Source organism: Glycomyces algeriensis (assembly GCF_027622855.1).
Lineage (GTDB): Bacteria > Actinomycetota > Actinomycetes > Mycobacteriales > Micromonosporaceae > Glycomyces > Glycomyces algeriensis.
Map to the genome: position 1 here is coordinate 80285 of NZ_JAPZVR010000010.1, position 24807 is coordinate 105091.

31 protein-coding genes, 1 pseudogene and 1 riboswitch are annotated in these 24807 nt (G+C 69.1%); of the genes and pseudogenes, 27 read left to right on the forward strand and 5 right to left on the reverse strand.

The annotated features are described in order from the left end of the window. Positions 1 to 711, forward strand: coding sequence for an MIP/aquaporin family protein (locus tag O2L52_RS17935; RefSeq protein WP_270117180.1), 711 nt, complete (start codon positions 1 to 3; stop codon positions 709 to 711). A gap of 52 nt (positions 712 to 763) precedes the next feature. On the opposite strand, the gene O2L52_RS17940 is transcribed toward O2L52_RS17935, so the two are convergent. Continuing rightward, positions 764 to 1201 (reverse strand): thermonuclease family protein, encoded by a 438-nt coding sequence (locus O2L52_RS17940; protein WP_270117181.1) that lies wholly within the window; start codon positions 1199 to 1201, stop codon positions 764 to 766. A gap of 250 nt (positions 1202 to 1451) precedes the next feature. Here O2L52_RS17940 and O2L52_RS17945 point away from each other — a divergent pair, with 250 nt between their 5' ends. From O2L52_RS17945 to O2L52_RS17960, 4 genes are all read left to right on the forward strand, one after another. Further along, positions 1452 to 2753, forward strand: a complete 1302-nt coding sequence (locus tag O2L52_RS17945; RefSeq protein WP_270117182.1) for a cell division protein PerM — start codon at positions 1452 to 1454, stop codon at positions 2751 to 2753. A 1-nt stretch (position 2754) separates the two neighbouring features. Further along, positions 2755 to 3411 (forward strand): phosphoribosylglycinamide formyltransferase, encoded by a 657-nt coding sequence (gene purN, locus O2L52_RS17950; RefSeq protein ID WP_270117183.1) that lies wholly within the window; start codon positions 2755 to 2757, stop codon positions 3409 to 3411. 80 nt (positions 3412 to 3491) lie between these two features. Beyond that, positions 3492 to 3776, forward strand: a complete 285-nt coding sequence (locus O2L52_RS17955; protein WP_270117184.1) for a hypothetical protein — start codon at positions 3492 to 3494, stop codon at positions 3774 to 3776. Continuing rightward, complete coding sequence (locus tag O2L52_RS17960; RefSeq protein ID WP_270117185.1) at positions 3773 to 4072, forward strand: ribbon-helix-helix domain-containing protein; 300 nt, start codon at positions 3773 to 3775, stop codon at positions 4070 to 4072. Before O2L52_RS17955 ends, O2L52_RS17960 begins: the two co-directional genes overlap by 4 nt. Positions 4073 to 4098: 26 nt before the next feature. On the opposite strand, the gene O2L52_RS25565 is transcribed toward O2L52_RS17960, so the two are convergent. Then, positions 4099 to 4311 carry a hypothetical protein gene (locus O2L52_RS25565; protein ID WP_425554164.1) on the reverse strand — a complete coding sequence of 71 codons (213 nt, stop codon included), beginning with the start codon at positions 4309 to 4311 and terminating at the stop codon, positions 4099 to 4101. Between the two features lie 22 nt (positions 4312 to 4333). Here O2L52_RS25565 and O2L52_RS25570 point away from each other — a divergent pair. The 3 genes and pseudogenes from O2L52_RS25570 to O2L52_RS17975 all read left to right on the forward strand — a co-directional run. Beyond that, positions 4334 to 4597 (forward strand): annotated as a pseudogene (locus O2L52_RS25570) (VanZ family protein); the annotation flags it as partial. An 81-nt stretch (positions 4598 to 4678) separates the two neighbouring features. Further along, positions 4679 to 4842: riboswitch (ZMP/ZTP riboswitch) on the forward strand. Positions 4843 to 4868: 26 nt separating this feature from the next. Further along, complete coding sequence (gene purH, locus O2L52_RS17970) at positions 4869 to 6410, forward strand: bifunctional phosphoribosylaminoimidazolecarboxamide formyltransferase/IMP cyclohydrolase (protein ID WP_270117187.1); 1542 nt, start codon at positions 4869 to 4871, stop codon at positions 6408 to 6410. Between the two features lie 281 nt (positions 6411 to 6691). Next, a complete protein-coding gene (locus O2L52_RS17975; RefSeq protein ID WP_270117189.1) occupies positions 6692 to 7156 on the forward strand; it encodes a hypothetical protein in 465 nt (154 codons plus the stop codon). 42 nt (positions 7157 to 7198) lie between these two features. Here the strand turns inward: O2L52_RS17975 and O2L52_RS17980 are convergent, their stop codons facing one another. Next, positions 7199 to 7531, reverse strand: coding sequence for a hypothetical protein (locus O2L52_RS17980; protein ID WP_270117191.1), 333 nt, complete (start codon positions 7529 to 7531; stop codon positions 7199 to 7201). A gap of 193 nt (positions 7532 to 7724) precedes the next feature. Between O2L52_RS17980 and O2L52_RS17985 the strand changes: the two genes are divergently transcribed. From O2L52_RS17985 to O2L52_RS18010, 6 genes are all read left to right on the forward strand, one after another. Then, positions 7725 to 8078, forward strand: coding sequence for a TFIIB-type zinc ribbon-containing protein (locus O2L52_RS17985; protein WP_270117193.1), 354 nt, complete (start codon positions 7725 to 7727; stop codon positions 8076 to 8078). A 150-nt stretch (positions 8079 to 8228) separates the two neighbouring features. After that, entirely contained in the window at positions 8229 to 8672 is a 444-nt protein-coding gene (locus O2L52_RS17990) for a YbaB/EbfC family nucleoid-associated protein (protein WP_270117194.1), read from the forward strand. Beyond that, a complete protein-coding gene (locus O2L52_RS17995) occupies positions 8672 to 9004 on the forward strand; it encodes a hypothetical protein (protein ID WP_270117196.1) in 333 nt (110 codons plus the stop codon). Before O2L52_RS17990 ends, O2L52_RS17995 begins: the two co-directional genes overlap by 1 nt. Beyond that, positions 9004 to 9498: a WXG100-like domain-containing protein gene (locus tag O2L52_RS18000; protein ID WP_270117197.1), complete on the forward strand. Its 495-nt coding sequence runs from the start codon at positions 9004 to 9006 to the stop codon at positions 9496 to 9498. The genes O2L52_RS17995 and O2L52_RS18000 overlap by 1 nt, the downstream gene beginning before the upstream one ends. Before the next feature lie 46 nt (positions 9499 to 9544). Continuing rightward, positions 9545 to 10078: a hypothetical protein gene (locus O2L52_RS18005; protein ID WP_270117199.1), complete on the forward strand. Its 534-nt coding sequence runs from the start codon at positions 9545 to 9547 to the stop codon at positions 10076 to 10078. 102 nt (positions 10079 to 10180) lie between these two features. Beyond that, positions 10181 to 10663 (forward strand): hypothetical protein, encoded by a 483-nt coding sequence (locus O2L52_RS18010; protein ID WP_270117201.1) that lies wholly within the window; start codon positions 10181 to 10183, stop codon positions 10661 to 10663. 60 nt (positions 10664 to 10723) lie between these two features. On the opposite strand, the gene O2L52_RS18015 is transcribed toward O2L52_RS18010, so the two are convergent. Both O2L52_RS18015 and trpS read right to left on the reverse strand, forming a co-directional pair. Continuing rightward, the gene (locus O2L52_RS18015; RefSeq protein WP_270117203.1) at positions 10724 to 11293 is read right to left on the reverse strand and encodes a 2'-5' RNA ligase family protein; all 570 of its coding nucleotides are present in this window, start codon (positions 11291 to 11293) and stop codon (positions 10724 to 10726) included. Next, entirely contained in the window at positions 11293 to 12309 is a 1017-nt protein-coding gene (gene trpS, locus O2L52_RS18020) for a tryptophan--tRNA ligase (protein WP_270117205.1), read from the reverse strand. The genes O2L52_RS18015 and trpS overlap by 1 nt, the downstream gene beginning before the upstream one ends. 118 nt (positions 12310 to 12427) lie before the next feature. On the opposite strand from trpS, the gene O2L52_RS18025 reads away from it, so the two are divergent. The 13 genes from O2L52_RS18025 to O2L52_RS18085 all read left to right on the forward strand — a co-directional run bounded on the left by O2L52_RS18025 (position 12428) and on the right by O2L52_RS18085 (position 24775). After that, positions 12428 to 13252 (forward strand): DeoR/GlpR family DNA-binding transcription regulator, encoded by an 825-nt coding sequence (locus O2L52_RS18025; protein ID WP_270117207.1) that lies wholly within the window; start codon positions 12428 to 12430, stop codon positions 13250 to 13252. Continuing rightward, positions 13249 to 14343, forward strand: a complete 1095-nt coding sequence (gene galT / locus O2L52_RS18030) for a galactose-1-phosphate uridylyltransferase (RefSeq protein WP_270117209.1) — start codon at positions 13249 to 13251, stop codon at positions 14341 to 14343. Before O2L52_RS18025 ends, galT begins: the two co-directional genes overlap by 4 nt. Beyond that, positions 14340 to 15311 (forward strand): UDP-glucose 4-epimerase GalE, encoded by a 972-nt coding sequence (galE, locus tag O2L52_RS18035; RefSeq protein ID WP_270117211.1) that lies wholly within the window; start codon positions 14340 to 14342, stop codon positions 15309 to 15311. Before galT ends, galE begins: the two co-directional genes overlap by 4 nt. Continuing rightward, on the forward strand, positions 15298 to 16440 hold the full coding sequence (gene galK / locus O2L52_RS18040) for a galactokinase (protein WP_270117213.1): 1143 nt from the start codon (positions 15298 to 15300) through the stop codon (positions 16438 to 16440). Before galE ends, galK begins: the two co-directional genes overlap by 14 nt. A gap of 77 nt (positions 16441 to 16517) precedes the next feature. Further along, on the forward strand, positions 16518 to 16805 hold the full coding sequence (locus O2L52_RS18045) for a type II toxin-antitoxin system prevent-host-death family antitoxin (RefSeq protein ID WP_270117215.1): 288 nt from the start codon (positions 16518 to 16520) through the stop codon (positions 16803 to 16805). Further along, the gene (locus O2L52_RS18050; protein ID WP_270117216.1) at positions 16802 to 17074 is read left to right on the forward strand and encodes a type II toxin-antitoxin system RelE family toxin; all 273 of its coding nucleotides are present in this window, start codon (positions 16802 to 16804) and stop codon (positions 17072 to 17074) included. The genes O2L52_RS18045 and O2L52_RS18050 overlap by 4 nt, the downstream gene beginning before the upstream one ends. A 72-nt stretch (positions 17075 to 17146) precedes the next feature. Next, on the forward strand, positions 17147 to 17494 hold the full coding sequence (locus O2L52_RS18055; RefSeq protein WP_270117218.1) for a hypothetical protein: 348 nt from the start codon (positions 17147 to 17149) through the stop codon (positions 17492 to 17494). 243 nt (positions 17495 to 17737) lie between these two features. Next, positions 17738 to 18826, forward strand: coding sequence for a BMP family lipoprotein (locus tag O2L52_RS18060; protein ID WP_270117219.1), 1089 nt, complete (start codon positions 17738 to 17740; stop codon positions 18824 to 18826). A gap of 30 nt (positions 18827 to 18856) precedes the next feature. Further along, positions 18857 to 20476 carry an ABC transporter ATP-binding protein gene (locus tag O2L52_RS18065; protein ID WP_270117220.1) on the forward strand — a complete coding sequence of 540 codons (1620 nt, stop codon included), beginning with the start codon at positions 18857 to 18859 and terminating at the stop codon, positions 20474 to 20476. After that, complete coding sequence (locus tag O2L52_RS18070) at positions 20473 to 21756, forward strand: ABC transporter permease (RefSeq protein ID WP_270117221.1); 1284 nt, start codon at positions 20473 to 20475, stop codon at positions 21754 to 21756. Before O2L52_RS18065 ends, O2L52_RS18070 begins: the two co-directional genes overlap by 4 nt. Positions 21757 to 21761: 5 nt before the next feature. After that, positions 21762 to 23039 carry an ABC transporter permease gene (locus tag O2L52_RS18075; protein WP_270117222.1) on the forward strand — a complete coding sequence of 426 codons (1278 nt, stop codon included), beginning with the start codon at positions 21762 to 21764 and terminating at the stop codon, positions 23037 to 23039. 2 nt (positions 23040 to 23041) lie between these two features. Continuing rightward, entirely contained in the window at positions 23042 to 23428 is a 387-nt protein-coding gene (locus tag O2L52_RS18080; RefSeq protein ID WP_270117223.1) for a cytidine deaminase, read from the forward strand. 72 nt (positions 23429 to 23500) lie between these two features. Next, positions 23501 to 24775: a thymidine phosphorylase gene (locus O2L52_RS18085; protein ID WP_270117224.1), complete on the forward strand. Its 1275-nt coding sequence runs from the start codon at positions 23501 to 23503 to the stop codon at positions 24773 to 24775. Positions 24776 to 24807: the final 32 nt, after the last annotated feature.

Below are 24807 nucleotides of genomic sequence, written 5' to 3' on the forward strand. Positions count from 1 at the left end.
ATGCGGGAATTCTGGGCCGAGATGCTGGGCACCTTCATCCTGGTGTTCTTCGCCGTCGGATCGGCGGTCTACGGGATCGAGACGATCGGCTTCGTCGGCGTCGCGCTCGCATTCGGCCTGGTGCTGCTCGCCCTCGCGTACGCGCTCGGCCCGATCACCGGCTGCCACGTCAACCCCGCCGTCACCCTGGGCGCACTGCTCGCCAAGCGCGTCGACATCGAGACGGCCGGCCGGTACTGGACCGCCCAGTTCATCGGCGGCATCGCCGCCGCGGCGATGCTCAAGTTCATGACCACCGCGGGCGACGTCAACGACCAGACCGGGGTGCTCGGCGCCAACGACTACGGCATCACGGTCAACCTCGGCGGTGCGATCGTCATCGAGGTGCTGATGACGGCCCTGCTCGTCTTCACCGTCCTCGCCGTCACCAGCAAGCGAGGCCAGACGCCCGTGGCCGGCGCCGCGATCGGCCTGGTGCTGGCGATCATCCACCTCGTGGGCCTCCCGCTCACCGGCACGTCGGTCAACCCGGCCCGCTCGCTCGGCCCGGCCCTGTTCGCGGGCGGCGAGCCGCTCAAGCACGTGTGGGTGTTCATCCTCGCGCCGCTGGCCGGCGGCCTCCTCGGCGCGGTGGCCCAGCTGGCGGTGTACCGCAGCGAAGGCAAGGGCGAGGCCGTCGAACCGCAGCGGCCGGAGACCGCAGAAGCCTGACAGGACGCGACCGGGCGCCCCCTTCGCCGAGGGGGTGCCCGTTTCGCGTGCGTCAGTCGTGGACCTTCGCGGCCCACATGCCGCGGCGCTCGGCCTTCGCCAGCTTCTCCGCCTTGCGCAGCGTGTCGCCGATCGTGAGCTCCTGCTGGCGCAGGATGTAGGTGTGCGCCATGCCTTCGGCGACTGCCAGAACGGCGTAGTTCATGCCGTTCTCCATCACCACGTGCATGAGGAGGCGGTCGTACTGGTCGTAGGCCGGGTCGCCCGGGTCGGTGAAGAGGTGCACGGTGCGGCCTTCGAGCTTCTTGCGCGCGTACGCCTTCGCCTCGGCGCCCCAGTCCTCCTCCTCGCGGAAGCCGCCGGACTCGGGGGAGTTGATCCCCATGATGCGCACGCGGACCTTCTCGCCGTCGACGACGGCGCGGAACGTGTCCCCGTCGACCACGTCGATCACGTCGACCGTGGCGTAGAAATCGCCCGGACCTTCCATGCGGTGCCTCCTCCCGGCCGGCCCCAGTAGCCGGACGTTCGGCTGCCATCCTCGCATTCCGAAGCCGTGGACGGGAACCGTACTCCGCGTGCCCGGCTGTGACAGACTGGTCGGCGTGGAGCGACGACCGAACCGACGCCCTGGCAGATCAGGGTCCGCGCAGCGGGACACTGTGTCAATTGACGGCTCGCAAGCGTCGCCGAAGGGGTCAATCGACGGCTCGCAAGCGTCGCCGAGGGGACGCATCAGCGTGTCGGACGGCGGTTCCGCGGTCGACGCTCCGCCGCGCGGCCGCACCGCCGACACCGAAGTGGTCGATACCGCCGCCTACGCCAAGCGCACCAAGGCGAAGCGCCCCCGAGCGCTCCTCGCGTCCGCACTCGCCACGACCGTGTGGGCCGCCACGGTGGTCTTCACGCCGATCCTCGTCATCGTGATCCTCGGCTGGTGGCAGGCCGGCGCCCAAGGCGCCGTCTCCACCGTCGCCGCCGCCGCGGGCATCGCGTGGCTCTCCGGGCACGGCGTGCCTGTCGACATCGGACCGCTCCACCTCAGCATCGCCCCGCTCGCGCTCACCGTCCTCGTCTTCTGGCGGCTCGCCAAGGCCGCCGGCGGGACCACCCGCGCCATCGGCGGCCGCGACGCCGCCGCCGTGCGCGCCGCCGCGGGCCTCGTCACGATCCTCTACACCGGACTCGTCGCGGGCGCCGCCGCCCTCAGCACCACCGGCCCGTTCGCGGTCGACCTGCTCCCCGCACTGCTCCACGCCGTGCCGCTCATCGTCGCCGCCACCGCCTTCGGCGCCGCCCGCGAAGCCGGCGTCCTGCCCTGGGACACCGCCTCGGTGTGGATGCGGCGCGGCCTGCGCACCGGCATGACCACCGCCGGGGCCCTGCTCGCCGCCGGGGCCGCCGCCACCGGCGTCGCCTTCGCCGTGCGCGGACCTGCCGTCGCGGACACCATGGGGCTCTACGGGAACGAATCCTGGATCGTCGCGCTCCTGAGCCTGCTCTACCTGCCGAACTGCGCCGTCTGGGCCACCGCGTACATCACCGGCCCCGGCTTCGCCGTCGGCGCGGGCACCACCGTGCAGGCCTCCATGGTCGAACTCGGGCCGCTCCCGGCCTTCCCCGTCTTCGCGGCCGTCCCGGGCGCGAACCTGTCCGACTACGCGACCATCCTCATCGGACTCCCATTGATGCTCGCCGCGGTCTTCGGCGTCGTCCTCACCTACCGCTCCCCGGACCTGCGCGTCCCGCGCGTCACCACCGCCGCGACGGTGGCCGCTGCGACCGCCGCCGCGGTCCTCGGCCTGCTCTCCTACCTCTCGGGCGGCGCGGCCGGCACCAACCTCATGGCCGACCTCGGGCCCGACCCGCTCGCCGTCGCCGGCGTCGCCGCCGTCCAGTTCGTCATCGGGCTCGTCGGCGCCGCGCTCATCGCCCGCCTCTTCGCCGTCCACCGCCGCGCCGCCGAGGCCGAGCTGGTGCGGAGGGACACGGTGGTCATCCCCGAACCCGCGCCGAACCGCGACGACGCGTTACCGTACTGACGTGACCCAAGCATCGCCGACCGTGCCAACTGACGGCTCGCAAGCATCGCCGACTGCGAAAAGACTCGTCGTCCTCGTCTCCGGCTCCGGCTCCAACCTCCAGGCCCTCATGGACGCCTGCGCGGACCCCGCCTACGGGGCCGAGGTCGTCGCGGGGGGCGCCGCCCGCGCGGGGCCCAACGGGGCCGCGCGCGCGGCGGAGGCCCGGCGCCCCCCCGTGGTCCACCGCGTCAAGGACTACCCCGACCGCGACGCCTGGGACCAGGCCCTGACTGAAGACGTCGCCTCCTACGAGCCCGACATCGTCGTCTCCGCCGGGTTCCTCAAGCTCTGCGGCCCCCGCTTCCTCGCGGCCTTCCCCGGGCGCTACATCAACACCCACAACTCCCTGCTCCCGGCGTTCCCCGGCATGAACGGCCCGGGCGAAGCACTCGCCGCCGGCGTCAAACTCGCCGGCGCGACCCTCTTCATCTGCGACGCCGGCGTCGACACCGGCCCGATCATCGCCCAGTGCGCGGTCCCGGTCGAGGACGACGACACCGTCGACACCCTCACCGAGCGCATCAAGGAAGCCGAACGCGCCCAACTCGTCGCCTCCGTCGGCCGCATGGTCCAAGGCGGCTGGAAGGTCGAAGGCAACCGAGTCCGCCTCGGCTAGATCGCGAAACACGAAACCATTCCAAGGCGATGGGGTGTCGCTGCGCCCATTTTCGGTTTACGCTTGTAAACATCGAAGATGTGAAAGAACGATACCGATTCGACGAAGCGTCATACGACGCCATCGCGGGAGCCGGGCTCCACTGGACGGACGTGCAGGACGTACTGCACGGCAAGCCGAAGGTGCGAGAGCACATCGGGGCGGTGCTGCGCATTGCCGCGCAAGACCGTCGCCATCGATGGATCGCGGTGTCGCTCATCGAGGAAGACGTGGACAACGAGTTTCTCGTCGTGTCCGCGAGGCTGTTGGACGCCGCCGAGATCGCTGGGATCGAGCGGGCCTTCCGGGAAGGAACCAAGTCATGACGAAGCGAGAAGAAGCACTGCGGGCGCTCGAATCCCGCGACTGGTCTGGGGCAGAGGTCGACGACACCAAGCGGCAGATTTCGATCGTGTACTCGGTCCGCGTCGACCAGGAGCTCTCCGAGTGGATCGCGGCCGAGTCCGACCGGCGCGGCGTGAGCCCGAGCCTGGTCATCCGCGATGCATTGACGGAGGCCAAGGCCACGGAGGCGAGCGACCAGACGGTCACGCTGAAACTGAGCGACCTGCACCGGGCGGTCAACCGCCTGGTCCAGCCGATCGGCTACCGCACGGCCTAAGCGGGCGGGCCGCGCCCGGCTAGGGTTCAGGACATGACCCCTCCCCTCGCCATCAACGCGCTCGAGACCACGACCGTCTTCGTCTCGATCGCCTTGGTGCCGTTGGGGTTGCTCACCGCCTGGGTCCTCGCGGCCACGCGGATCCGGCGCGGCGTGCCGCGCCGGACTGCCTGGCGGTTCTCGGTCGCCGAGGTCGGGGCCGTGGCCGGGACGCTGCCCTGGTTGTTCCTCGTGCTCACGCCCCGCGGCGGGGACGGCGGGGTGCAGCTGGTCCCGTTCGCGGACCTCATCGACCTCGCCGGGGCCGACCCGCGCACGATCATCGAGCAGCTGGTCGGCAACATGCTCCTGTTCTTCCTCGCCGGGCTCTTCGTGCCGCTGCGCTTCCGGGTCGGGCTGCTCGCGGTGTTCCTCGGCGGGGCCCTCGGGGCGGCGCTGGTCGAGACCGCGCAGTACGCGTTCGGCACCGGCCGGGTCGCGTCAGTGGACGACGTGCTGCTCAACGCCGTCGGCGCGCTGCTCGGGGCGCTCGCGTCCCGGCGCTGGTGGCGGGTCTCACCGGCGCCTTCGGTCGCGGCAGGGGTCCCCGGCGCGACCGTGTTACGCTCGGCTGGTCGCGACTGGCGAGTGACGTCTTTCGAGGTTTCCCGTGGCACGGACCGGGCAGCTCGTTGTTGAGGGGGAACCTTCTGAGACGTTCACGGGTGGAGTACCACCAGGGAGCGGCACTGCTGAACCTGTTACTGCGGTCGAACGCCTGGGCCGCAGTCATTAGACCATCAGGAGCAGTGCATTCATGTCCGAGCGGAAGCGCATTCAGCGAGCCCTCATCTCAGTCTTCGACAAGACCGGCGTAGTCGAACTCGCCGCAGACCTCCACAAAGCGGGCGTCCAGCTCGTCTCCACCGGCTCGACCGCCGCGCGCATCAGCGAGGTCGGCATCCCTGTCACCAAGGTCGAGGACCTGACCGGGTTCCCCGAGATCCTCGACGACCGCGTGAAGACCCTCCACCCGAAGGTCCACGCCGGGATGCTCGCGGACGTGCGCCGCGAATCCCACCGCCAGGAGCTCGAAGACCTCGGCATCGAGGCGTTCGACCTGTTCGTGGGCAACCTCTACCCGTTCCAGGACACCGTCGCCTCCGGCGCGGGCTTCGACGACATCGTCGAGAAGATCGACGTCGGCGGGCCCTCCATGACCCGCGGCGCCGCCAAGAACCACGCCAACGTCGCGGTCGTCGTCGACCCCGCCGACTACGACCTCGTGCGCACCGCCGCGGTCGAGGGCACCACCGCCGCCGAGCGGCTCCGCCTGGCCGCCAAGGCGTTCGCGCACCTCGCGACCTACGACGCGGCCGTCGCGACCTGGCTCGCCGAGCAGTCGACCGAAGCCGCACTCCCGGACTTCCAAGCCGTGCCGATGAGCAAGCTCGCGGACCTGCGCTACGGCGAGAACCCGCACCAGGCCGCCGCCGTCTACGCGGCCCCGGGCGCGGCCGGGCTCGCTCAGGCCGAGCAGCTGCACGGCAAGGCCATGAGCTTCAACAACTACACCGACGCGGACGCCGCCTGGCGCGCCGCGCACGACTTCTCCGAGCCGTGCGTCGCGATCATCAAGCACGCCAACCCGTGCGGCATCGCAGTGGGCGACTCGATCGCCGCGGCCCACCGCGCCGCGCACGAGTGCGACCCGGTGAGCGCCTTCGGCGGGGTCATCGCCGCCAACGGCGAGGTCGACGCCGAGGCCGCCGCGCAGATCGCCGAGATCTTCACCGAGGTCGTCGTGGCGCCGTCGTTCACCGACGTGGCACTGACGATCCTCTCCGCGAAGAAGAACATCCGGCTCCTCCGCGCCCCCGAATGGGTGCCGGCCGAGCTCGAGCTCAAGCCGATCTCGGGCGGCGTGCTGGCTCAGCGCCCCGACCGCATCGACGCGGACGGCGACGACCCGGCGAACTGGACCCTCGCCACGGGCGACGCTGCCGACGCGGCGACCCTCGCCGACCTCGCCTTCGCTTGGCGGGCAGTGCGTGCGGTGAAGTCGAACGCGATCCTGCTCGCCTCGGGCGGCGCTTCGGTCGGCGTCGGCATGGGCCAGGTCAACCGCGTCGACTCCGCGAAGCTCGCGGTCGAGCGCGCGGGCGAGCGGGCCAACGGCTCGGTCGCCTCCTCGGACGCGTTCTTCCCGTTCGCCGACGGCCTCCAGATCCTCATCGACGGCGGCGTCAAGGCCGTCGTGCAGCCGGGCGGATCGGTCCGCGACGAAGAGGTCATCGCCGCGGCCAAGGAAGCCGGCATCACGATGTACCTGACCGGGACCAGGCACTTCACGCACTGACGGAGGAAGTGCGTGAAGCAGCAGCTCAGTACGCACTGACGAAGGAAGTGCGTGGGGCAGGGAACGCAGTACGCACTGACGAAGGAAATGCGCGGAGCCGAAAACGCAGTACGCACTGACAAAAGGAAGTGCGTGAAGCAGCAGCTCAGCACGCACTAGGTGACTTGAGACTCGTTGGCGGGCAAGGAATTACCATGATTCCCTGCCCGCCTTCGGCATCTTTGCCGGACCGCCCCGGCGTATTGGGTGCGAGAACCTTCGCACAACCGAAAGGTGTTCCCATGCGCAGAAGAGCGTTCGGCGCGGCATCGGCCGCCGCCGTCGCCGGGGTCGTCGGCGGCATCGCCGTCGCGTCCTCGGCATCCGCGGACAACAACTTTCCCGCCGCACCTGCCGGCAGCGCCGACGTCCACGCCACGGACACGCCGGTCGTCTCCGTCATGGGCCTCGGCGGGGCGACCTACCACCTTGTCGAGCCGGCGAGCTTCCGCATCTCCGAGTTCAGCTCGGTCGGGGACCTGGAGTGGTTCCAGTGGGGTCCCGACGTCGCGATCGCCACCGGCCACCTCCGCGGCCTGTGGATCGAGAACGAGGAGAGCCAGTACGACAACGTCACGGTCACCCTCTTCAACGTCCAGAACGGCTTCTTCACCGAGTTCTGGATCACCGGCCCGTTCGAGCAGCCCGAATACCCGAACGACTTCACCCACGGGTACTTCTCCACCCACCCCGAGGGCGGCTCTTGACTTACCGGGCCGGCCGCCGTTTCCGGCGGCCGGCCCTCACGCTCACGAAGCCCAGGTGACGCAGGCGCTCGGGACGTAGCCCCACTCGTCGCCGGCGTAGTTGACGTACGCCCACTGACTGGTGGTGTCGCCGCAGGCGGTGTAGGACTGCCCGGAGGCCAGGGCGCAGTCGGCGTCGTAGGTGCGGCCGGCGATCACGAAGCCGACCGAGCCTCCCGACGTGCCGGGCTGGGCCCAGACCGCGCGGTTCTCGTCCGCGACCGCCGCGCAGACCGCCGCCGCCTCCACGTCAGCCGCCTGCGCTGTCGCCGCCGTGCCGGCGGTGAACGCCGTCGCCGCGGCGCAGGCCAAGAGCGCCATCATCGTTGTTCTCACGGTCCACTCCATTTCTGTCGACTTGCGGGGATTGCCCGCACCAAGACGACGCTGGCATGAACGAGCACCGCTGTCGACGCCTGGACGCTGTTCGTCGGATTTCTTACCCCAGGCGTTCCAGCTGAGAGAACTCACAGGTGGAGTGCCCGGTTGTGGTTGGGCATCCATGCGCGATCCACGATAGGTTGTTGTCATGATGCAGATGCTCTGTCCGAAATGTCAGAACCCCATGCACCAGTACGAGCGCAACGGCGTAGTCGTGGAGCAGTGCTCCGAGTGCAAGGGCATTTTCCTCGACCGCGGTGAACTCGAGCACCTGATGAAGTTCGAGCAGTCGTTCCACGCCGGTCCGCCGGTCGCCGCGGCGCCCCCCGTCTCCGCGGGCCCGCCGCCGCGCGACCCGCGCTACGACGACCGCCGGTACGACGACCGTCGCCGCGATGACGACCACCGTCGCGACCACTACGACGACCACCGCCGCAAGGACGACTACTACTACAAGAAGAAGAAAAAGAAGAGCGTCTTCGAAGACCTCTTCGACTTCTAGAACGAAGCGGCGACGCAAACGGACCGAGCGGCGATGGGCCCCTCGGTCCTCGTCGTCTGCCCGTGAACCGAACGATCGCGTTTCGTTGACCCAAGCGAAGCTCGGGTATCTTTTGACTGGTTACCCCACCGGCACAGGACTGGAGAAGCGATGGTTGCGGGCTATCCGGACACGAACTCGATCAGCGACATGCTCGGACAGGCGATCGAGGCAGCGAGGGAAGGCCAACGCGCCCAAGAGGAAGCGGCGGCCCAGGCTGTGGAGAAGGAGGCCGCCGACGGGCAGGTCCGCGTCACAGCGACATTGGCGGGTCAGGTCAAGGTCCAGATCATCGACCCCAGGGCGGTCCGGCTCGGCGCCGAAGTGCTCGGCGAGGAGATCACGAAAGCGGTCAACGAGGCGTTGACCGCGGCCCGGGAGCAGGCCGGTGTGCCGGGTGCCATCGACCTGGGCGGCCTCGCGGAGAAGGCCGAGGAGATCCAGAAGCAGTCCGTGGCGCAGTTGCGCTCGTTCATGACGAGCCTCACCGAGGCCCACACCAGGGTCCTTCAGTCCACAGACGATGATCGCGATGCCGGTGAGGAGCGCCGCTGATGAGCCAGCTGGACATCGACCCGGAGGGCCTGGACTCCTCAGGGTCGCAGATCGAAGGGGTCGCGGAGCGCTTCTTCGGAGCGCTCGAGCAGTTCAGCGCCAAGATCGAGGGATTCGGTGACGCCTCCGGCGGCGATGAGATCGGGGGGCTCATCGGGATGGCCCATCAAGAGGTGTTCGCCGCCGCGCAGGAGTGCTTCACCGAAGCGGCCCAGTCGATCGCCGACGCGGGATACGACCTGCGCGATTTCGCCAAGCAGCACACCGCGGCCGACGATGAGATCGCGGCGATCTTCACGAAGCTGGAATCCGATCTCGGCGGTGGTGCCTGATGGCGCTCATGCTGCCGAGCGAACTGGTGTCGCTGCTGGGCATCCTGGGTTTCGACTGGCCCGAGTCGAACGAGGACGCGCTCATGGAGATGGGGCAGGCCTGGCTCGATTTCGGCCAGGAGCTCGGTGACATCGCGGACGAGGCGACGGGCGGGGCCGCCTCCGCCTGGACCGACCAGATCGGCAAGGACATCGACGCGTTCAAGACCTGGTGGGAGTCCGAAGACGGCCCGCAGCACATCTTGACCTCGGGATCGATCGGCGGGATGATCGCCGGGGCCGGCATGATGGTCTGCTCGGTGATCGTGCTGGTCCTGAAGGTCGCGGTCATCGCCCAGCTGATCTGGCTGGCGGTGCAGATCGCCATTGCGGTCGCCCAAGCGGCGGTCACGTTCGGGGCTTCGCTGCTCCAGATCCCCATCGTGCAGCAGCTGATCCGCACGATCGTCGGCAACCTCTTTCAGGAAGCCGTCTTCAAACTCCTCGAAGCGTAAGCAGGACTGAACATTGGCAACCAATCGCTCCGCGAGGAACAACATCGTGCGCGCCGCGATCGGCAAATTCGTGCGGTCGACAAGGAAGAGGAACCGCGGCCGTCCCGGAGTGAACCGGCGTCCCGGTCCGCACAGCACCAACACGAATCCGGCGGAGACCATCAATCCGCTGACCAACAAGAACAAGTTGCGCAAGGACCCGCCCCCGGTGTACAACGGCGGTTCCTACAAGGACTTGAAAGGGTCGGACGGGAAGAACATTCCCGGAACGCAGATCAACCACATTCCTCCTTGCGACACGATGAAGCAGATTCCGGGCTGGAAGTACGACGCCGGCGGTGCCATGCAGATGGACTACATCGACCACCGCGCCGTGCACAGCACCGGTAGTGCGGCGGACTCGCTGCTCCACCGGGCCCACCAGAACCAGCTCGTCGCCAACGGGCAGGTCAGGGACGCGATCGCGCTGGACATCCAGGACATCACCCGCCGCTTCCCGGGCAAGTACGACGACTCGCTCCGAGAGATGATCGACAAGTGCTATCCGGAGTACGGCGACCTCAAGGACATGCTGCAGTAAGGGGCCGGCATGGCGCTGCGGCGTTCAATTCGGCGCATTGGATTGGCGCCCAAGGAATTCGTCGTCAAGAAGGAGAATCGCTGCTCATGGTAGGATCGGCCGATGTTTGAGTTTCCCATTCGATTGATTCCGGGTGTCGGCATCGATGGCGCCCACTTCGGTGAGCCCCGCAGTGCCCACCGCGAATCGCTCGGTGATTTCGACAGCTTCACCCGCGGGAATCCCGAGGTGCTCGTCGACATTTATGTGCCGAGCATGGTCACGCTCGAATACGACGACAACGACAATCTCAAGTACCTCCAGATCGCCAACAACCAGGCCCAGGTCTACTGGGAGGACGTACAGCTCTCGGACGAACCGGTCGAGCAGGTGCGGGCGGCGATGCGGGCCCGGGGCCACGAGCCGGTCACCGTCGTCAACGTGGACTTCTACCCCGAGCTCGGTCTCCGTCTCGGCGTGGAGTGGACCGACCTGGGCGGTCCCAACGAGGACCGGGAAGGCGAGCTCGTTCGCGAGATCAGCCTCATCCAGGAGGAGACCGAGCTCGCGGAGCTGCAGCGCAAGATCCGTGAGATGGGTGCCTGAGCGGCTTGCACGACGGATGTGATCGAGGGGCTGACGCTGAGCGTCAGCCCCTCGGCCCATTCATGGGTGCGACAGGGGGTACACGGCTTTCGGCGTCCAGGGGATCGGGGCGCCGGCGAGGGTCTCGGAGCTCCAGTCGCCGGGGCTCGGGTGCGTGTACAGGGTGAAGGAGTCCACGCGGAAGCGCGCTTCGAAGCCGGCGAGGGACTGGAAGGCGCGGTCGAGGGCGGCGGTGCCCACGTTCTGCGCGATCGTCACGTGCGGGTGGTACGGGAAGGTCCGCTCGCGCCCGGCCGGGCCCTGGCGGATGGCCGACTCGAGCTGCTCGCAGACCGCGATGCCGTCCACGACGGCCGCGAACACGACCTCGGTGACGGGCCGGAACGAGCCGGTCCCGCGCAAGTGCAGGTCGAACGCCGGGCAGGCCGCGGCCACGCCTTCGAGGTGCGCGCGGTAGCCCTCGAGGCTCCCGCCCGGGATCTCGGTGGGGCCCAACAGGGTCAGGTGGGCGGGCACGATGCCGCCGAGGGGGTCGCCGGAGGCGATGCGGGCGTCGTCCAGGACCTCGCGCCACGGCGAGGGCACCGGGATGGCGACGCCGACGGTGACGGGCCGGGCGGACCGCTCCACTAAAGCGCCACCGGCGGGTAGAAGCCGACCTTCTTGTACGCCTTGGCGAGTGTGCGCGCGGCGACGTGGCGGGCCTTCTCGGCGCCGGCGGTCAGGATGCGGTCGAGCTCGGCCTTGTCAGCCAGGAACTCCTTGGTCTTCGCGCTGATCGGGCCGAGGTACTCGGCCACGACCTCGGCGAGGTCGCCCTTGAAGTCGCCGTAGCCCTTGCCGGCGTACTCGGCCTCGATCTTCTCGTGCGTGGTGGCGCCCAGCGCGGCGTAGATGTTCATCAGGTTCGACACGCCCGGCTTGTGCTCGGGGTCGTAGCGGACCTCGGCGTCGGAGTCGGTGACGGCGCTCTTGATCTTCTTGCGCATCTGGTTCGGCTCGTCGAGGAGGTAGAGGCACCCGCGCGGCGACGGCGAGGACTTCGACATCTTCTTCTCGGGCTCGGCCAGGTCCTTGATCGTCGCGGTCTCCTTGACGATGTAGGCGTCCGGGACCGTGAAAGTGGCGCCGTACGTGGTGTTGAACCGGATCGCGAGGTCGCGGGTCAGCTCGAGGTGCTGGCGCTGGTCCTCGCCGACCGGGACCTGGTCGGTCTGGTACAGCAGGATGTCCGCGGCCTGGAGGATCGGGTAGGTGAACAGCCCGACCGTTGTGCGTTCTTGTTTGGCCGACTTGTCCTTGAACTGGGTCATGCGGGACGCTTCGCCGAAACCGGTCTCGGTGCCGAGGATCCAGGCGAGCATCGTGTGCTCGGGGACCTGGGACTGGATGAAGAGCGTGCACCGCTCGGGGTCGACGCCCAGCGCCAGGAGCTGAGCGGCGCTCACGCGTGAGCGCTGGTGCAATACCTTGGGGTCGTGATCGACGGTGATCGCGTGTTGGTCGACGACGAAGTAGAACGCGTCCGTGGAGTCCTGCATCGCCACCCACTGCCGGATCGCGCCCAGGTAGTTCCCGAGGTGGAACGAGTCCGAGGTCGGTTGGATCCCGGAGAGGACGCGGGGTTTGCGCTCGGCAGTGGTCATGGACCGATTCTGACATCCACGCTGAGAAGGCGGCCACCCGGTATTGCGGCGCCGGCGATCCTGATGTTTAATTGTGTTGGATCTTGAGCACTCTGCTCTCGAAACATGAGGAGGCGGCATGCTGGCGCAGCAGCGACAGAGCCGGATCGCCGAACGCGTCCACCGAACCGGCGCGGTCCGGGTGGCGGAACTGGTCGAAGAGTTCGGCGTGTCCGACATGACCATCCGCCGCGACCTCGAGACCCTCGCCGACCGCGGCCTCATCGCCAAGGTCCACGGCGGCGCGACCGCCGTCGACTTCGGCTCCACCACCGAGCCCGGATTCGCCGTCAAGCAGGTCCGCCAGGAAGCCGAGAAGCAGGCCGTCGCCGACGCCGCGGCCACCCTCGTCGGCCCCGGCCAGGCCATCGCCCTCTCCGCCGGCACGACCACGTGGACCCTCGCCCACCGCCTCACCGACGTCCCCGACCTCACCGTCGTCACCAACTCCGTGCCCGTCGCCGACGTCTTCTACCGCGCCGGCCGCTCCGACCAGACCGTGATCCTCACCGGCGGCGTCCGCACCCCCTCCGACGCCCTCGTCGGCCCCTTCGCGGTCGCCTCGCTCGAACGCGTCAACGTCGACACCGTCTTCCTCGGCGTCCACGGCATGTCCCTGCGCGCCGGGTTCACCACCCCGAACCTCCTCGAGGCCGAGACCGTCGCGACCCTCGCCGCGAAGGGCCGCCGCCTCGTGGTCGTCGCCGACCACACCAAGTACGACGTCGTCGGCATCGCCACGATCGCGTCCCTCGACGACGCCGACGTCATCGTCACCGACTCCCTCCTCGACGAGGAGGCCCGGCGCCGGCTGCGCGACCACGTCGACCAGGTCGTGCTCGCGCCGGTCCCGGCCGCACCAGGCACCGGGAAGCAGCGCACTACACCCGAGAAGAGACCATGACACCGTTGCACATGGAGTCCGGCAGCCTCGCCGACGGCCGCCAGATCCTCTACTACTCGAACGAGCCCGCGGGCGGCCGCGCCGCCTACGCCGACAAGCGCGACCTCGGCGAGCGCGTCAGCGCCGGCGAGATCCGCTACGACCGGCTCCGCGACGAGTGGGTCGCGGTCTCCGCCGGACGCTCCGGACGCCCGCAGCTGCCCGTGGCCTGCCCGCTGTGCCCGTCCCGGGACGGCGAGCTCACCGAGGTCCCCGCCCCCGACTACGAGGTCGCGGTCTTCGAGAACCGCTTCCCCAGCTTCGGCGGTTTCGCCGAACCGGGCCCGCTCGCCCCGACCGAGATCGGGCCCGAGATGGAGGTCGCGGCCCCCGCGAGCGGCCGCTGCGAGGTCGTCGTCTTCTCCGACGACCACGACTCCTCACTCGTCGACCTCAGCCCCGAGCGCGTCGCCCTCGTGGTCCGGGCCCAGGCCCAGCGCACCGCCGACCTGTACGCCCGCGGCGACGTCGCCCAGGTCTTCTGCTTCGAGAACCGCGGCGTCGAGATCGGCGTGACCCTGCATCACCCGCACGGGCAGATCTACGGCTACCCGTACACCACCCCGCAGACCCGCAAGTACCTCGACGCCGCCAAGCGCCACAAGGCCGCCACCGGCCGGGACCTCTTCGACGACATCATCGCGTCCGAGTCCCGCTCGGACCGCGTGATCGCCGAGAATGACCACTGGATCGCGTTCACGCCCTTCGCCGCGCGCTGGCCCTTCGAGGTCCAGGTCTACCCGAAGGCCCGCTTCGCGGACCTCACCGAGCTGCCGGACGAGTACATCGACTCGTTCGCGCCGCTGTATTTGGACCTGCTGAAGCGCTGCGACGCCGCCTACCCTGGTGAGCCGATGCCGTACATGTCCGGTTGGCACCAGGCCCCGATCGGCGCCGACCGCGAGTTCGGGCGCCTGCGCCTGGAGCTCGTCTCGATCCGCCGCGGCCCCGGCCGCGTGAAGTTCCTGGCCTCGTCGGAGTCGGTCATGGGCGGCTGGGTCCACGACCTGGGCCCCGAGGCCTCAGCCGCAATTCTTAAGGGAGCACTGTGAAGTACCTCGTCACCGGCGGTGCCGGTTACATCGGTTCGATCGTCGCCACGATGCTGCTCGAAGCGGGCCACGAAGTGGTCGTGCTCGACAACTGCTCGACCGGCGCGGCCGAGCGCGTCCCGGCCGGGGCGACCCTGGTGCGCAAGGACGTGCGCGACGCCAACGAGGTCCTCGACGCCACGTTCGACGCGGTCCTGCACTTCGCGGGCCTCATCGCCGCGGGCGAGTCGATGAGCCGCCCGGAGATCTACTGGGACGCCAACACCACGGGCACGTTCGCGCTGCTCGACGCCATGCGCGAGGCGAACGTGCGGACCCTCGTGTTCTCCTCCACCGCCGCGGTCTACGGCAACCCGACCGAGGTGCCCATCAAGGAGGAGGCCGTCAAGGCCCCCACCTCGACCTACGGCGCGACGAAGCTCGCCAGCGACATGGCGATCGCCTCCGAGGTCACCGCGTACGGCCTCGCCGCGGTCTCCCTGCGCTACTTCAACGTCGTGGGCGCCTACCAGGACCAGGCCGGCGTCTGGCACGGCGAGAACCACGAGCCGGAGACGCACATCATCCCGATCGCGTTCGAGGCCGCCGCCGGGAAGCGCGAGTCCTTCGGGCTCTTCGGGGACGACTACCCGACCCCGGACGGCACCTGCGTCCGCGACTACATCCACGTCGCCGACCTCGCCGACGCGCACCTGCTCGCCCTCCAGGCGGCCGAGGCCGGGGAGCACAAGATCTACAACCTCGGCAACGGCAACGGCTTCTCCAACAAAGAGGTCGTGGCCACCGTCAAGGCGGTCACCGGGAAGGACTTCCCCGTGAACATCGGGCCCCGCCGCCCCGGCGACCCGGCCGAACTCGTCGCCTCCTCGGAGCGCGCGAAGACCGAACTCGGCTGGAAGCCCAGCCGGGACACCCTCGACCGCATGGTCGACGACGCGTGGAAGTACTACCAGCATGCCCACTCCTGACATTCACGCCATCGAGCTCGCCGAGACCGCCGCGGCGGCCTTCCGCGACGTGTTCGGCGCCGAGCCCGAAGGGCTCTGGGCCGCACCCGGCCGCGTGAACCTCATCGGCGAGCACACCGACTACAACGAGGGCTTCGTGATGCCCTTCGCGCTGCCGTTCTACTCGGTGGCGGCCGTCGCCAAGTCCGACACCTGGGAGTTCCACTCCACGTACGGCGGGGGCGACACGGTCCGCACCGACACCCTCGAGGGTGTCGAGGGCTGGGCCGGGTACCTCGCGGGCGTCGCCTGGGCCATGAACGAGTCCGGCTACCCGGTCGATCCCGTGCGCATCGCGATCAACTCCGATGTGCCGCACGGCGGGGGGCTCTCGTCCTCGGCCGCGCTCGAATGCTCGGTGATCATCGCCCTCGCGGACCTGTTCGGCCACGAGATCGACCGCACCGAGCTCGCCCGGATCGTCCAGAAGACCGAGAACGAGTACATGGGCGCGCCCACCGGCATCCTCGACCAGTCGGCCTCGCTGCTGTGCACCGAGGGCAACGTCATGTTCATGGACTGCCGGGACTTCTCGCGCGAGCAGGTCCCGTTCGACCTGGCCGCCGGGGGCCTGGTGATGCTGGTGATCGACACGCAGGCCCCGCACCGGCACGTGGACGGCGAGTACGGCGCGCGCCGCGCCGACTGCGAGGAGGCGGCCCGGCAGCTCGGGGTGCCGTTCCTGCGCGACGCGCCGCGGCACGCGAAACTCGACGACGAGCGCCTGAACCGGCGGATGCACCACATCCTCACCGAGAACGAGCGCGTCCTCGCCACCGTGGCGATCCTCAAGCAGGGCAACGTGGCCGGGATCGGCGACCTGCTCACCGCCTCGCACGTGTCGCTGCGCGACGACTACGAGGTCTCCTCGGTCGAGCTCGACTCGGCCGTCGACGCCGCGCTCGGCGCGGGCGCCCTGGGCGCGCGCATGACCGGCGGCGGGTTCGGCGGCAGCGCCATCGCCCTCGTCGAAGCGGCCGCGGCCCCGAAGGTCGAGGCCGCCGTCATCGAGGCCGCCGCGGACAAGGGCCTGCCCGTGCCGCGGGTCTTCGTCGCCCGCGCGGCGGCGGGAGCCCACCGGGTCCTCTGAATCGGCCGCCCGTCTGCTGCCGCTCGCGGCAGCAGACGGGGCTTGTGTACAACACGTACATGTCGTACCATTAGTACATGACTGACGCGGCAAATGAGATCAAGGTGAGCGAACTGCGCGCTCACCTCGCCGATGTGCTCAATGAGGCCGCCTCCGCCGGGGTTCGGACTTATGTCACGCGAGCCGGGAAGCGGATCGCGGCCATCGTGCCCGCCGACGAGGCCGACATGCTGGATGCCGCCGAGGACGCCTACCTGATGCAGCTCGCCGATCAGGCCGAAGCAAACCAAGCCGACAAGCCCTACAAACCGCTGTCGCAGGTGCTGGCCGAGTACGCCGATGAGTTCGGCGAGGAAGCCGCGTGAGCGAGGAGCGGTATCGCCTGGTCATCTCCGAAGACGCCGACAAGCAACTGCAGAAGCTGGACAAGCCGGTGCGGCGCCGGATAATCCTGGCCCTCGCGAAGTTGGAAGACGACCCCCGGCCCGATGGCGTGAAGAAGCTCAAAGGCAGCGCTGATCGCTGGCGCGTCCGCGTCGGCGACTGGCGGATCGTTTACCGCATCGAGGACGGCGAGCTCGTGGTCCTGGTGATAGCGGTCGGCCACCGCAGCAAGGTTTACCGCGGCGCCTGATCCGCGCGTTGATGCGGTGGGCCTCCGGATCGGCCGCCTGCCCGATCCCGCTCCTCTGCAATACTCCTGAGCATGGAATTCGTCCACTTGCTGCTGCGCTACCTCCACCTGCTCGGGTTCGCGGCCGTCTTCGGCGGCTGGCTCGTCTCCTTCCTCTCCAAGAAGTTCAACTTCAACGCCGCGATGCTCTACGGCATCGCGACCCAGCTCGCCACCGGCATCGTCCTGTACGGCATCGCCTCGGCGGACGGCGACGCGAACCACGCCAAGCTCGGCGTGAAGTTCCTGCTCGCGCTGATGCTGGGCGTCATGATCGCGATTCCGGTGTGGAAGAAGCGTGAGAAGGTCGCCGCTGGGCACTTCTACGCGACCGGCGCGCTCATCGCCGTGACCGCCGGCGTGGCCGTCTTCTGGACGTAGCCCGCCGACGGCGTCCCGGCGAAGTCGGCGCGAACGGGCCGCGGCCGGGACCCGGCTGTGACCCTTTGCAGGTGCTCGGAGCTGCAACCGCGCCGTAGCCCGAGTGAAACACCTGTTCATCGCTGATCTCAGTCATAGGATGTTTCGGTAACGAAATCATCAAGGTCAGTGTCAAAGGCCATCGAGTGCGGCCATGATTATGCGGGTATCGACTTACCCCTTGAATTGTCAAAGGAGACCGAGATGGCTGTCAAGCCGTTCAAGCTGGCCGTGGCGGGTCTTTCCGCCGTCGGCCTCGCCGCCCTTGCCGCTTGCGGCCAGGCCCCGTCCGAGAACGGCGGCGACGACAACGCCGACGCTTCGTTCAAGGCGTGCATGGTCACCGACTCCGGTGGCGTCGACGACAAGTCCTTCAACGAGTCCTCCTGGGCCGGCATGGAAGCCGCCGCCGAGGAGAACGACGACATCGAGGTCCAGGTCAAGGAGTCCAGCTCCGAGACCGACTACGACCCGAACCTGCAGGCCTCGGTCGACGACGGCTGCAACTTCGTCGTGGGCGTCGGCGGTCTCATGACCGAGAACGTCAACACCATCGCCACCGCGAACCCGGACATCCCGTTCGCCACGGTCGACGGTTTCTCCGAGGTCGCGAACGTCTACTCGATCCAGTTCGACACCGCCCAGTCCGCGTTCCTCGCCGGCTACGTCGCCGCGTCGCAGACCAAGACGGGCAAGGTCGCCACCTGGGGCGGCGTCAACATCCCGCCGGTGACCATCTTCATGGACGGCTTCGCCGAGGGCATCGCGAAGCACAATGAGGACAAGGGCACCAACGTCGAGCTCCTCGGCTGGGACGAAGAGGCCCAGGACGGCACCTTCATCAACACCTTCGAGGACGCCGCCGCCGGCAAGAGCACCTCGGACACCTTCATCACCCAGGGCGCCGACATCCTCTTCCCGGTCGCCGGCCCTGCCGGCATCGGCGCGCTGACCGCCGCTTCGGAGAACGACGCGGTCTCCGCGATCTGGGTCGACACCGACGGCTTCGAGTCCACCGAGTACGGCGCCGAGCTCATCACCTCGGCCGAGAAGGGCCTCGCCACCGCGGTGAAGGACTCCGTGCTCGCCGCTTACGACGCCGCCAACGGCGGGGACGCCATCTCCGGCTCCTACGTGGGCACGCTCGCGAACGACGGCGTCTCCATCGCGCCGTTCCACGACTTCGACTCGGCCGTCTCGGACGAGACCAAGGCCGAGCTGGACGCGCTGACGCAGCAGATCATCGACGGCTCCCTGGTCGTCGAGTCGCCGTCCAGCCCCAAAGCTCAGTAACCGAGCGGACTGAAGTCAAAGGACACGCACTTGCGACTCGAACTGAAGGGCCTGACGAAGAAGTTCGGCTCGTTCACCGCTGACGACGACATCGACCTCGTGGTCGAGCCCGGCCAGATCCACGCCGTCCTCGGCGAGAACGGCGCGGGCAAGTCGACGCTCATGAACATGCTCTACGGGATCCTGACGCCCACCAGCGGCGAGATCCTCATCGACGGAGAGCCGGTCGCCTTCGGAGGTCCGGGCGACGCGATCGCCGCCGGGATCGGGATGGTGCACCAGCACTTCAAACTCGTCGGGCCCTTCAGTGTCGCGGACAATGTGCAGCTGGGCCGGGAGCACGCCACCGCAGGCGTGCTCTCGGCCAAGGCCGCACGCAAGGCCGTGCTCGACGTGTCCGAGGAGTACGGCCTCAAGCTCGACCCCGACGCGATCTGCGAGGACCTGCCCGTGGGCGTCCAGCAGCGCGTCGAGATCGTCAAGGCCCTCTCCGGGCCGAAGACGCAGCTGCTCATCCTCGACGAGCCGACCGCGGTGCTCACGCCCGCGGAGATCACCGAGCTCCTGCAGATCATGCGGAACCTCGCGGCCGCCGGCACGTCGATCCTGTTCATCTCCCACAAGCTCAAAGAGGTCCAGGCCGTCGCGGACACCATCACGGTGATCCGGCGCGGCAAGGTCGTCGCCGAGCTGGAGCCGACCGCCTCGGAGGCCGAGATGGCCTCCGCGATGGTCGGTCGGGCCGTCACGCTCCAGGTCGACAAGTCCCCGGCCGAGCCGGGCGAGGCGCGCCTGGAGGTCCAGGACCTCACCGTCGTCTCCGACGCCGGAGTGAAAGTGGTCGACGGACTCGGGCTCACTGTCCGCTCCGGCGAGATCGTCGGCCTCGCGGGCGTCGAGGGCAACGGCCAGACGGAACTGGCCCGCTCGATCCTCGGTCTCATCAAGCCCGACTCGGGCACCATCGCGATCGACGGCAAGGACGTGCACGGCACGAGCCCGGCCGCCCGCATCCACGACGGCCTCGGCTACATCCCCGAGGACCGCGGCCGCGACGGTGTCATCAGCGAGTTCTCGGTCGCCGAGAACCTCGTGCTCAACCAGTACCGGAACGCCCCGTTCAGCAAGCGCGGCGCCGTCAACGCGAGCGCCGTCCGCAAGCAGGCCGCCGACTCGATCGCCGAGTTCGACATCCGCACCCAGTCCCCGGACGAGCCCGTCTCGTCGCTCTCCGGCGGCAACGCCCAGAAGGTCATCATCGCCCGCGAGTTCTCCCGGCCCCGCCGGTTCCTCGTCGCGGCGCAGCCGACCCGCGGCGTCGACGTCGGCGCGACCGAGTTCATCCACTCGCGCCTCGTCGCCGAGCGCGACACCGGCACCGGGGTCCTGCTCATCTCGTCCGAACTGGACGAGATCTACGCCCTGGCCGACCGCATCGCCGTGATCTACAACGGCCGCATCGTCGGCGAGGTCGCCCCCGACACGCCCCGCGAGGTGATCGGCCGCCTCATGGTCGGCGCCGACATCGCCCCCGTGCAGGAGCCCGCCCCGGTGGAAGACGACGCGGGCGAGAGCAGTACGGACGAGCCCAGCGCAGCCGCGGACGACGCAGCCGCGAACGACGAGGAAGCCAACGGAGGTGACCGATGAGCACGGATACGCAAGCCCCGGCCGCAGACCAGCCCGACGCGGACGAGACCCCCGAGCAGAAGCCCAGTTTCATGCGGCTCTTCGGCCGCTACCTGACCGAGGCCAACTCGGTCATGGTCACGATCTACTCGCTCCTCCTGGCGTTCTTCATCGGCGGCATCCTCCTCATCGTCTCCGACGAGTACGTGCGCTCCACCTACACGTACTTCTTCGCGCGCCCCCAGGACGCCCTCTCCGCCTCCTGGTACCTCGTGCGCGACTCCTACATCGCGCTGTTCGAGGGCGCGATCCTCAACCTCAGCACCCTCGAGCGGTACTCGGCCGGCACCGCCGAGTTCGGCGACCTGCTCCGGCCCCTGTCCGAGACGCTCACCTACGCGACCCCGCTGATCTTCACCGGCCTCGCCGTGGGCCTGGCGTTCCGCGCCGGCCTGTTCAACATCGGCGCCCAGGGCCAGATGATCTTCGGCATGCTCGGCGCGCTCATCGTCGGCTTCGCCCTCGACCTGCCGCCCGTGCTCCACCTGCCGCTGGCCGTCATCGCCGGCGCGCTCGCGGGCGCCGCGTTCGGCGCCGTCCCCGGTGTCCTCAAGGCCACCACGGGCGCGCACGAGGTCATCTCCTCGATCATGCTGAACAACATCGCGGCGCTGTTCCTGGTGTGGGCCATCGGCACCGAGTTCCTGCACTCGGAGACGAAGAGCGACCTCATCACCAAGCCCGTGGACGAGTCGGCGGTCATGCCGAAGCTCCTCTCCAGCCTCGGGGAGAGCCTGCGCGTCAACTGGGCGCTCATCATCGGCGTCGCCGCCGCGGTCTTCACCTGGTGGCTGCTCTCGCGGTCCACGTTCGGGTTCCGCATCCGCGCCGTCGGCTTCAACGAGCACGCCTCCGCGACCGCCGGCATGCGCATCGGCTCCACGTACACGACCACGATGGCCGTCGCGGGCGGGCTCGCGGGCCTCGCCGGCGCGGCCCTGTCGCTGGGCGTCGGCTCCTCGGGCGTCACCACGAACACGGCCCTGGAGTACGGCTTCGACGGCATCACCGTCGCGCTCCTCGGCCGCGCCAACCCCGGCGGCATCGTCGCGGCGGCGCTCCTGTTCGGCGCGTTGAAGGCCGGGGCCCTGTCGGCCCAGCCCGATGTGCCCGTTGACATCTCGACGCTGCTGCAGGCGATCATCGTGCTCTTCATCGCCGCTCCCGCACTGGTCAAGGCGATCCTGCATCTGCGCACGCCGCGCGGCGGCCTGGTCACCCTCGAAGCGAAAGGCTGGTGAGCCCCATGGCAGTGGACACCATGACCGCCTCACCCGCGCTCGTCGACGAGACCGCACCGGTCCGGTACGCCAAGGCCGGCGGCGTCCTCGCCGCTCTCGGCCTGCTGCTGCTCGTCATCGCCTTCGCGGTGATCGACGGCGGCGCGACCACCACGATCAGCTTCGACCGCACCCTCACCGACGTCGAGTGGGCCCTGCCCACCACGGCCTGCGTGGCGGTCTTCGGCGCGATCACGGCCGCGGCGGGCGCCTGGATGCTCGTCGGGCTCCCCAAGCGCCGCTTCAAGCTCGTCTCCGGGATCGCGGTGGCCGCGTTCGTGCTCGGCCTGCTGTTCTGGGCGTACTCGCAGCCGGGCACCGTGTTCCGCGCGGAGTCGATCCTCGCCGGGGCGCTGTTCCTCTCGCTCCCTTACCTGTTCGGTGCGCTCTCGGGCGTGGTCTGCGAGCGCTCGGGCGTCATCAACATCGGCATCGAGGGCCAGTTCCTCATGGGCGCCTTCACCGGCGTCCTGGTCGCGAACATCACCGGGAACGTCTACGCCGGCATGGTCGGCGCGATGGTCGCGGGCCTCCTCTCGACCATGCTGCTGGCCCTGCTCGCCACGAAGTACCAGGTCAACCAGGTCGTCGTGGGCGTCATCCTCAACCTGCTGGCGTTGGGCTTCACCAGCTTCATGTACGACCAGCTGAAGAAGGCCGAGGGCCTCAACAGCGCCTTCACCGTGCCGACGCTCTCCTGGGGCCCGCTCGCGGACATCCCGGTGCTCGGCCCGGTCCTGTTCCAGCAGAAGATTTTCGTCTACATCGGACTCGTGCTGGTGTTCGTGGTCTGGTTCCTGCTCTACCGCACCCGCTGGGGCCTGCGCACCCGCGCGGTCGGCGAGCACCCGGCCGCCGCGGACTCCATGGGCGTCAACGTGAACCGCCTGCGGTACTGGAACGTCACCCTCGCCGGCCTCATCTCCGGCTTCGGCGGCGCCTGGTTCACCATCGCGAACTCGCTGGCGTTCAGCAAGAACATGACGGCCGGGCTCGGCTTCGTGGCGCTCGCGGTCATGATCGTGGGCCGCTGGAACCCGCTCGGCGTGCTCGCCGGCGCGCTCATCTTCGGCTTCACCACCCAGGTCGCCCGCGACCTGGACGCCGCCGGCGGCGCCCTGGTGCCCGGCGAGTTCCTGCAGATGCTCCCGTACGCGGTCACGCTCGTGGTCGTCGCGGGGCTCATCGGCAAGGCCAAGGCCCCTGCGGCCGACGGCGTGCCTTACCACCCGGGGGACAAGTAGCCATGCCTGACATCGACTGGGACGCCTTGCGCGACAAGGCCCGCGAGGCCATGAGCCACGCGTACGCGCCGTACTCGAAGTTCCCGGTCGGCGTCGCCGGCCTGGTCGACGACGGCCGGATCGTCTCCGGCTGCAACGTCGAGAACGCCTCGTTCGGCCTGACCCTCTGCGCCGAGTGCGGCATGGTCTCCGAGCTCGCGCGCACCGGTGGTGGGCGGCTGCTCGCGATCGCCTGCGTCGACCGCGCGGGGGAGCCCCTCACTCCCTGCGGCCGCTGCCGCCAGCTGCTCTACGAGCACGGTGGCGCCGAGTGCTTGGTGGACGACACACCGGAACCGACGACCGTGGGGGCCCTGCTCCCGGGCGCGTTCGGCCCCGACTACCTGTAGGGCGAGGGCGGGCCGATCGGCCCGCCCTCCCGCTCTCGGTCCTCGAATTCCATTGTCTGTGAGGGAAACCCAATGATCACCGCTGTAGACGTCATCCGCACCAAGCGCGACGGCGGCGAACTCTCGACCGCCCAGATCGACTGGCTCATCGACGCCTACACCAAGGGCCTCGTCGCCGACGAGCAGATGTCCGCGCTGGCGATGGCGATCTTCCTCAAGGGCGCGACGCCGCGCGAGATCGCCGACTGGACCGCCGCGATGATCCATTCGGGCATCACCCTCGACCTTTCGACCGTGGGCAAGCCGTGCGTGGACAAGCACTCCACGGGCGGCGTGGGCGACAAGATCACCCTCCCGCTGGCGCCGCTCGTCGCCGTCTTCGACGTCGCGGTCCCGCAGCTCTCGGGCCGCGGCCTCGGCCACACCGGCGGCACCCTCGACAAGCTCGAGTCCATCCCCGGCTTCCAGGTCGACATGACCGAGGCCCAGGTCCTCCAGCAGCTCAAGGACATCGGCGCGGTCATCTGCGCCGCGACAGGCGACCTCGCCCCGGCGGACAAGAAGCTGTACGCCCTGCGCGACATCACCTCCACTGTGGAGGCGATTCCGCTCATCGCGTCCTCGATCATGTGCAAGAAGATCGCTGAGGGCGCCGATGCGATCGTCCTCGACGTCAAGGTCGGCTCGGGCGCCTTCATGAAGGACTTTGCCCAGGCCCGCGAACTCGCCGAGACCATGGTCCGCCTCGGCAAGGACCACGACGTCGACACCCGCGCGCTGCTCACCGACATGTCGATCCCCTTGGGCCGCACCGCGGGCAACGCCCTCGAAGTGCGCGAGTCCGTCGAGGTCCTGGCCGGCGGTGGGCCCGAGGACGTCGTGGAGCTGACCGTGGCCCTCGCCAGGGAGATGCTCGCCGCCGCGGGCAGGATGGACGTCGACCCGGCGGCCGCTCTGAAGGACGGCCGCGCGATGGACGTCTGGCGCAAGATGATCGGCGCCCAGGGCGGCGATGTCGACGCCGAGCTGCCGGTCGCGCACGAATTCGAGGAGATCAAGGCCGGCACCGGCGGCTTCATCTCGGAGATGGACGCCTACGCGGTCGGTGTCGCGGCCTGGCGCCTCGGTGCGGGCCGTGAACGCCAGGGCCAGCCTGTCCAGGCCGGTGCCGGCATCGAGATCCTCAAGACCGTCGGCGAACGCGTGGTGGCGGGCGAGACGGTCTTCCGCCTCCACACCGACACCCCGGCGCGTTTCTCCGCCGCGATGGAGACCCTTGAGGGCCAGTGGAAGATCGGAGCCGAGCCCGCCCACCGCGGCCCGATCGTCCTCGACCGCATCGTCTAGACGGCGCGGCCCGATAGTCCTGGCACGGCCTC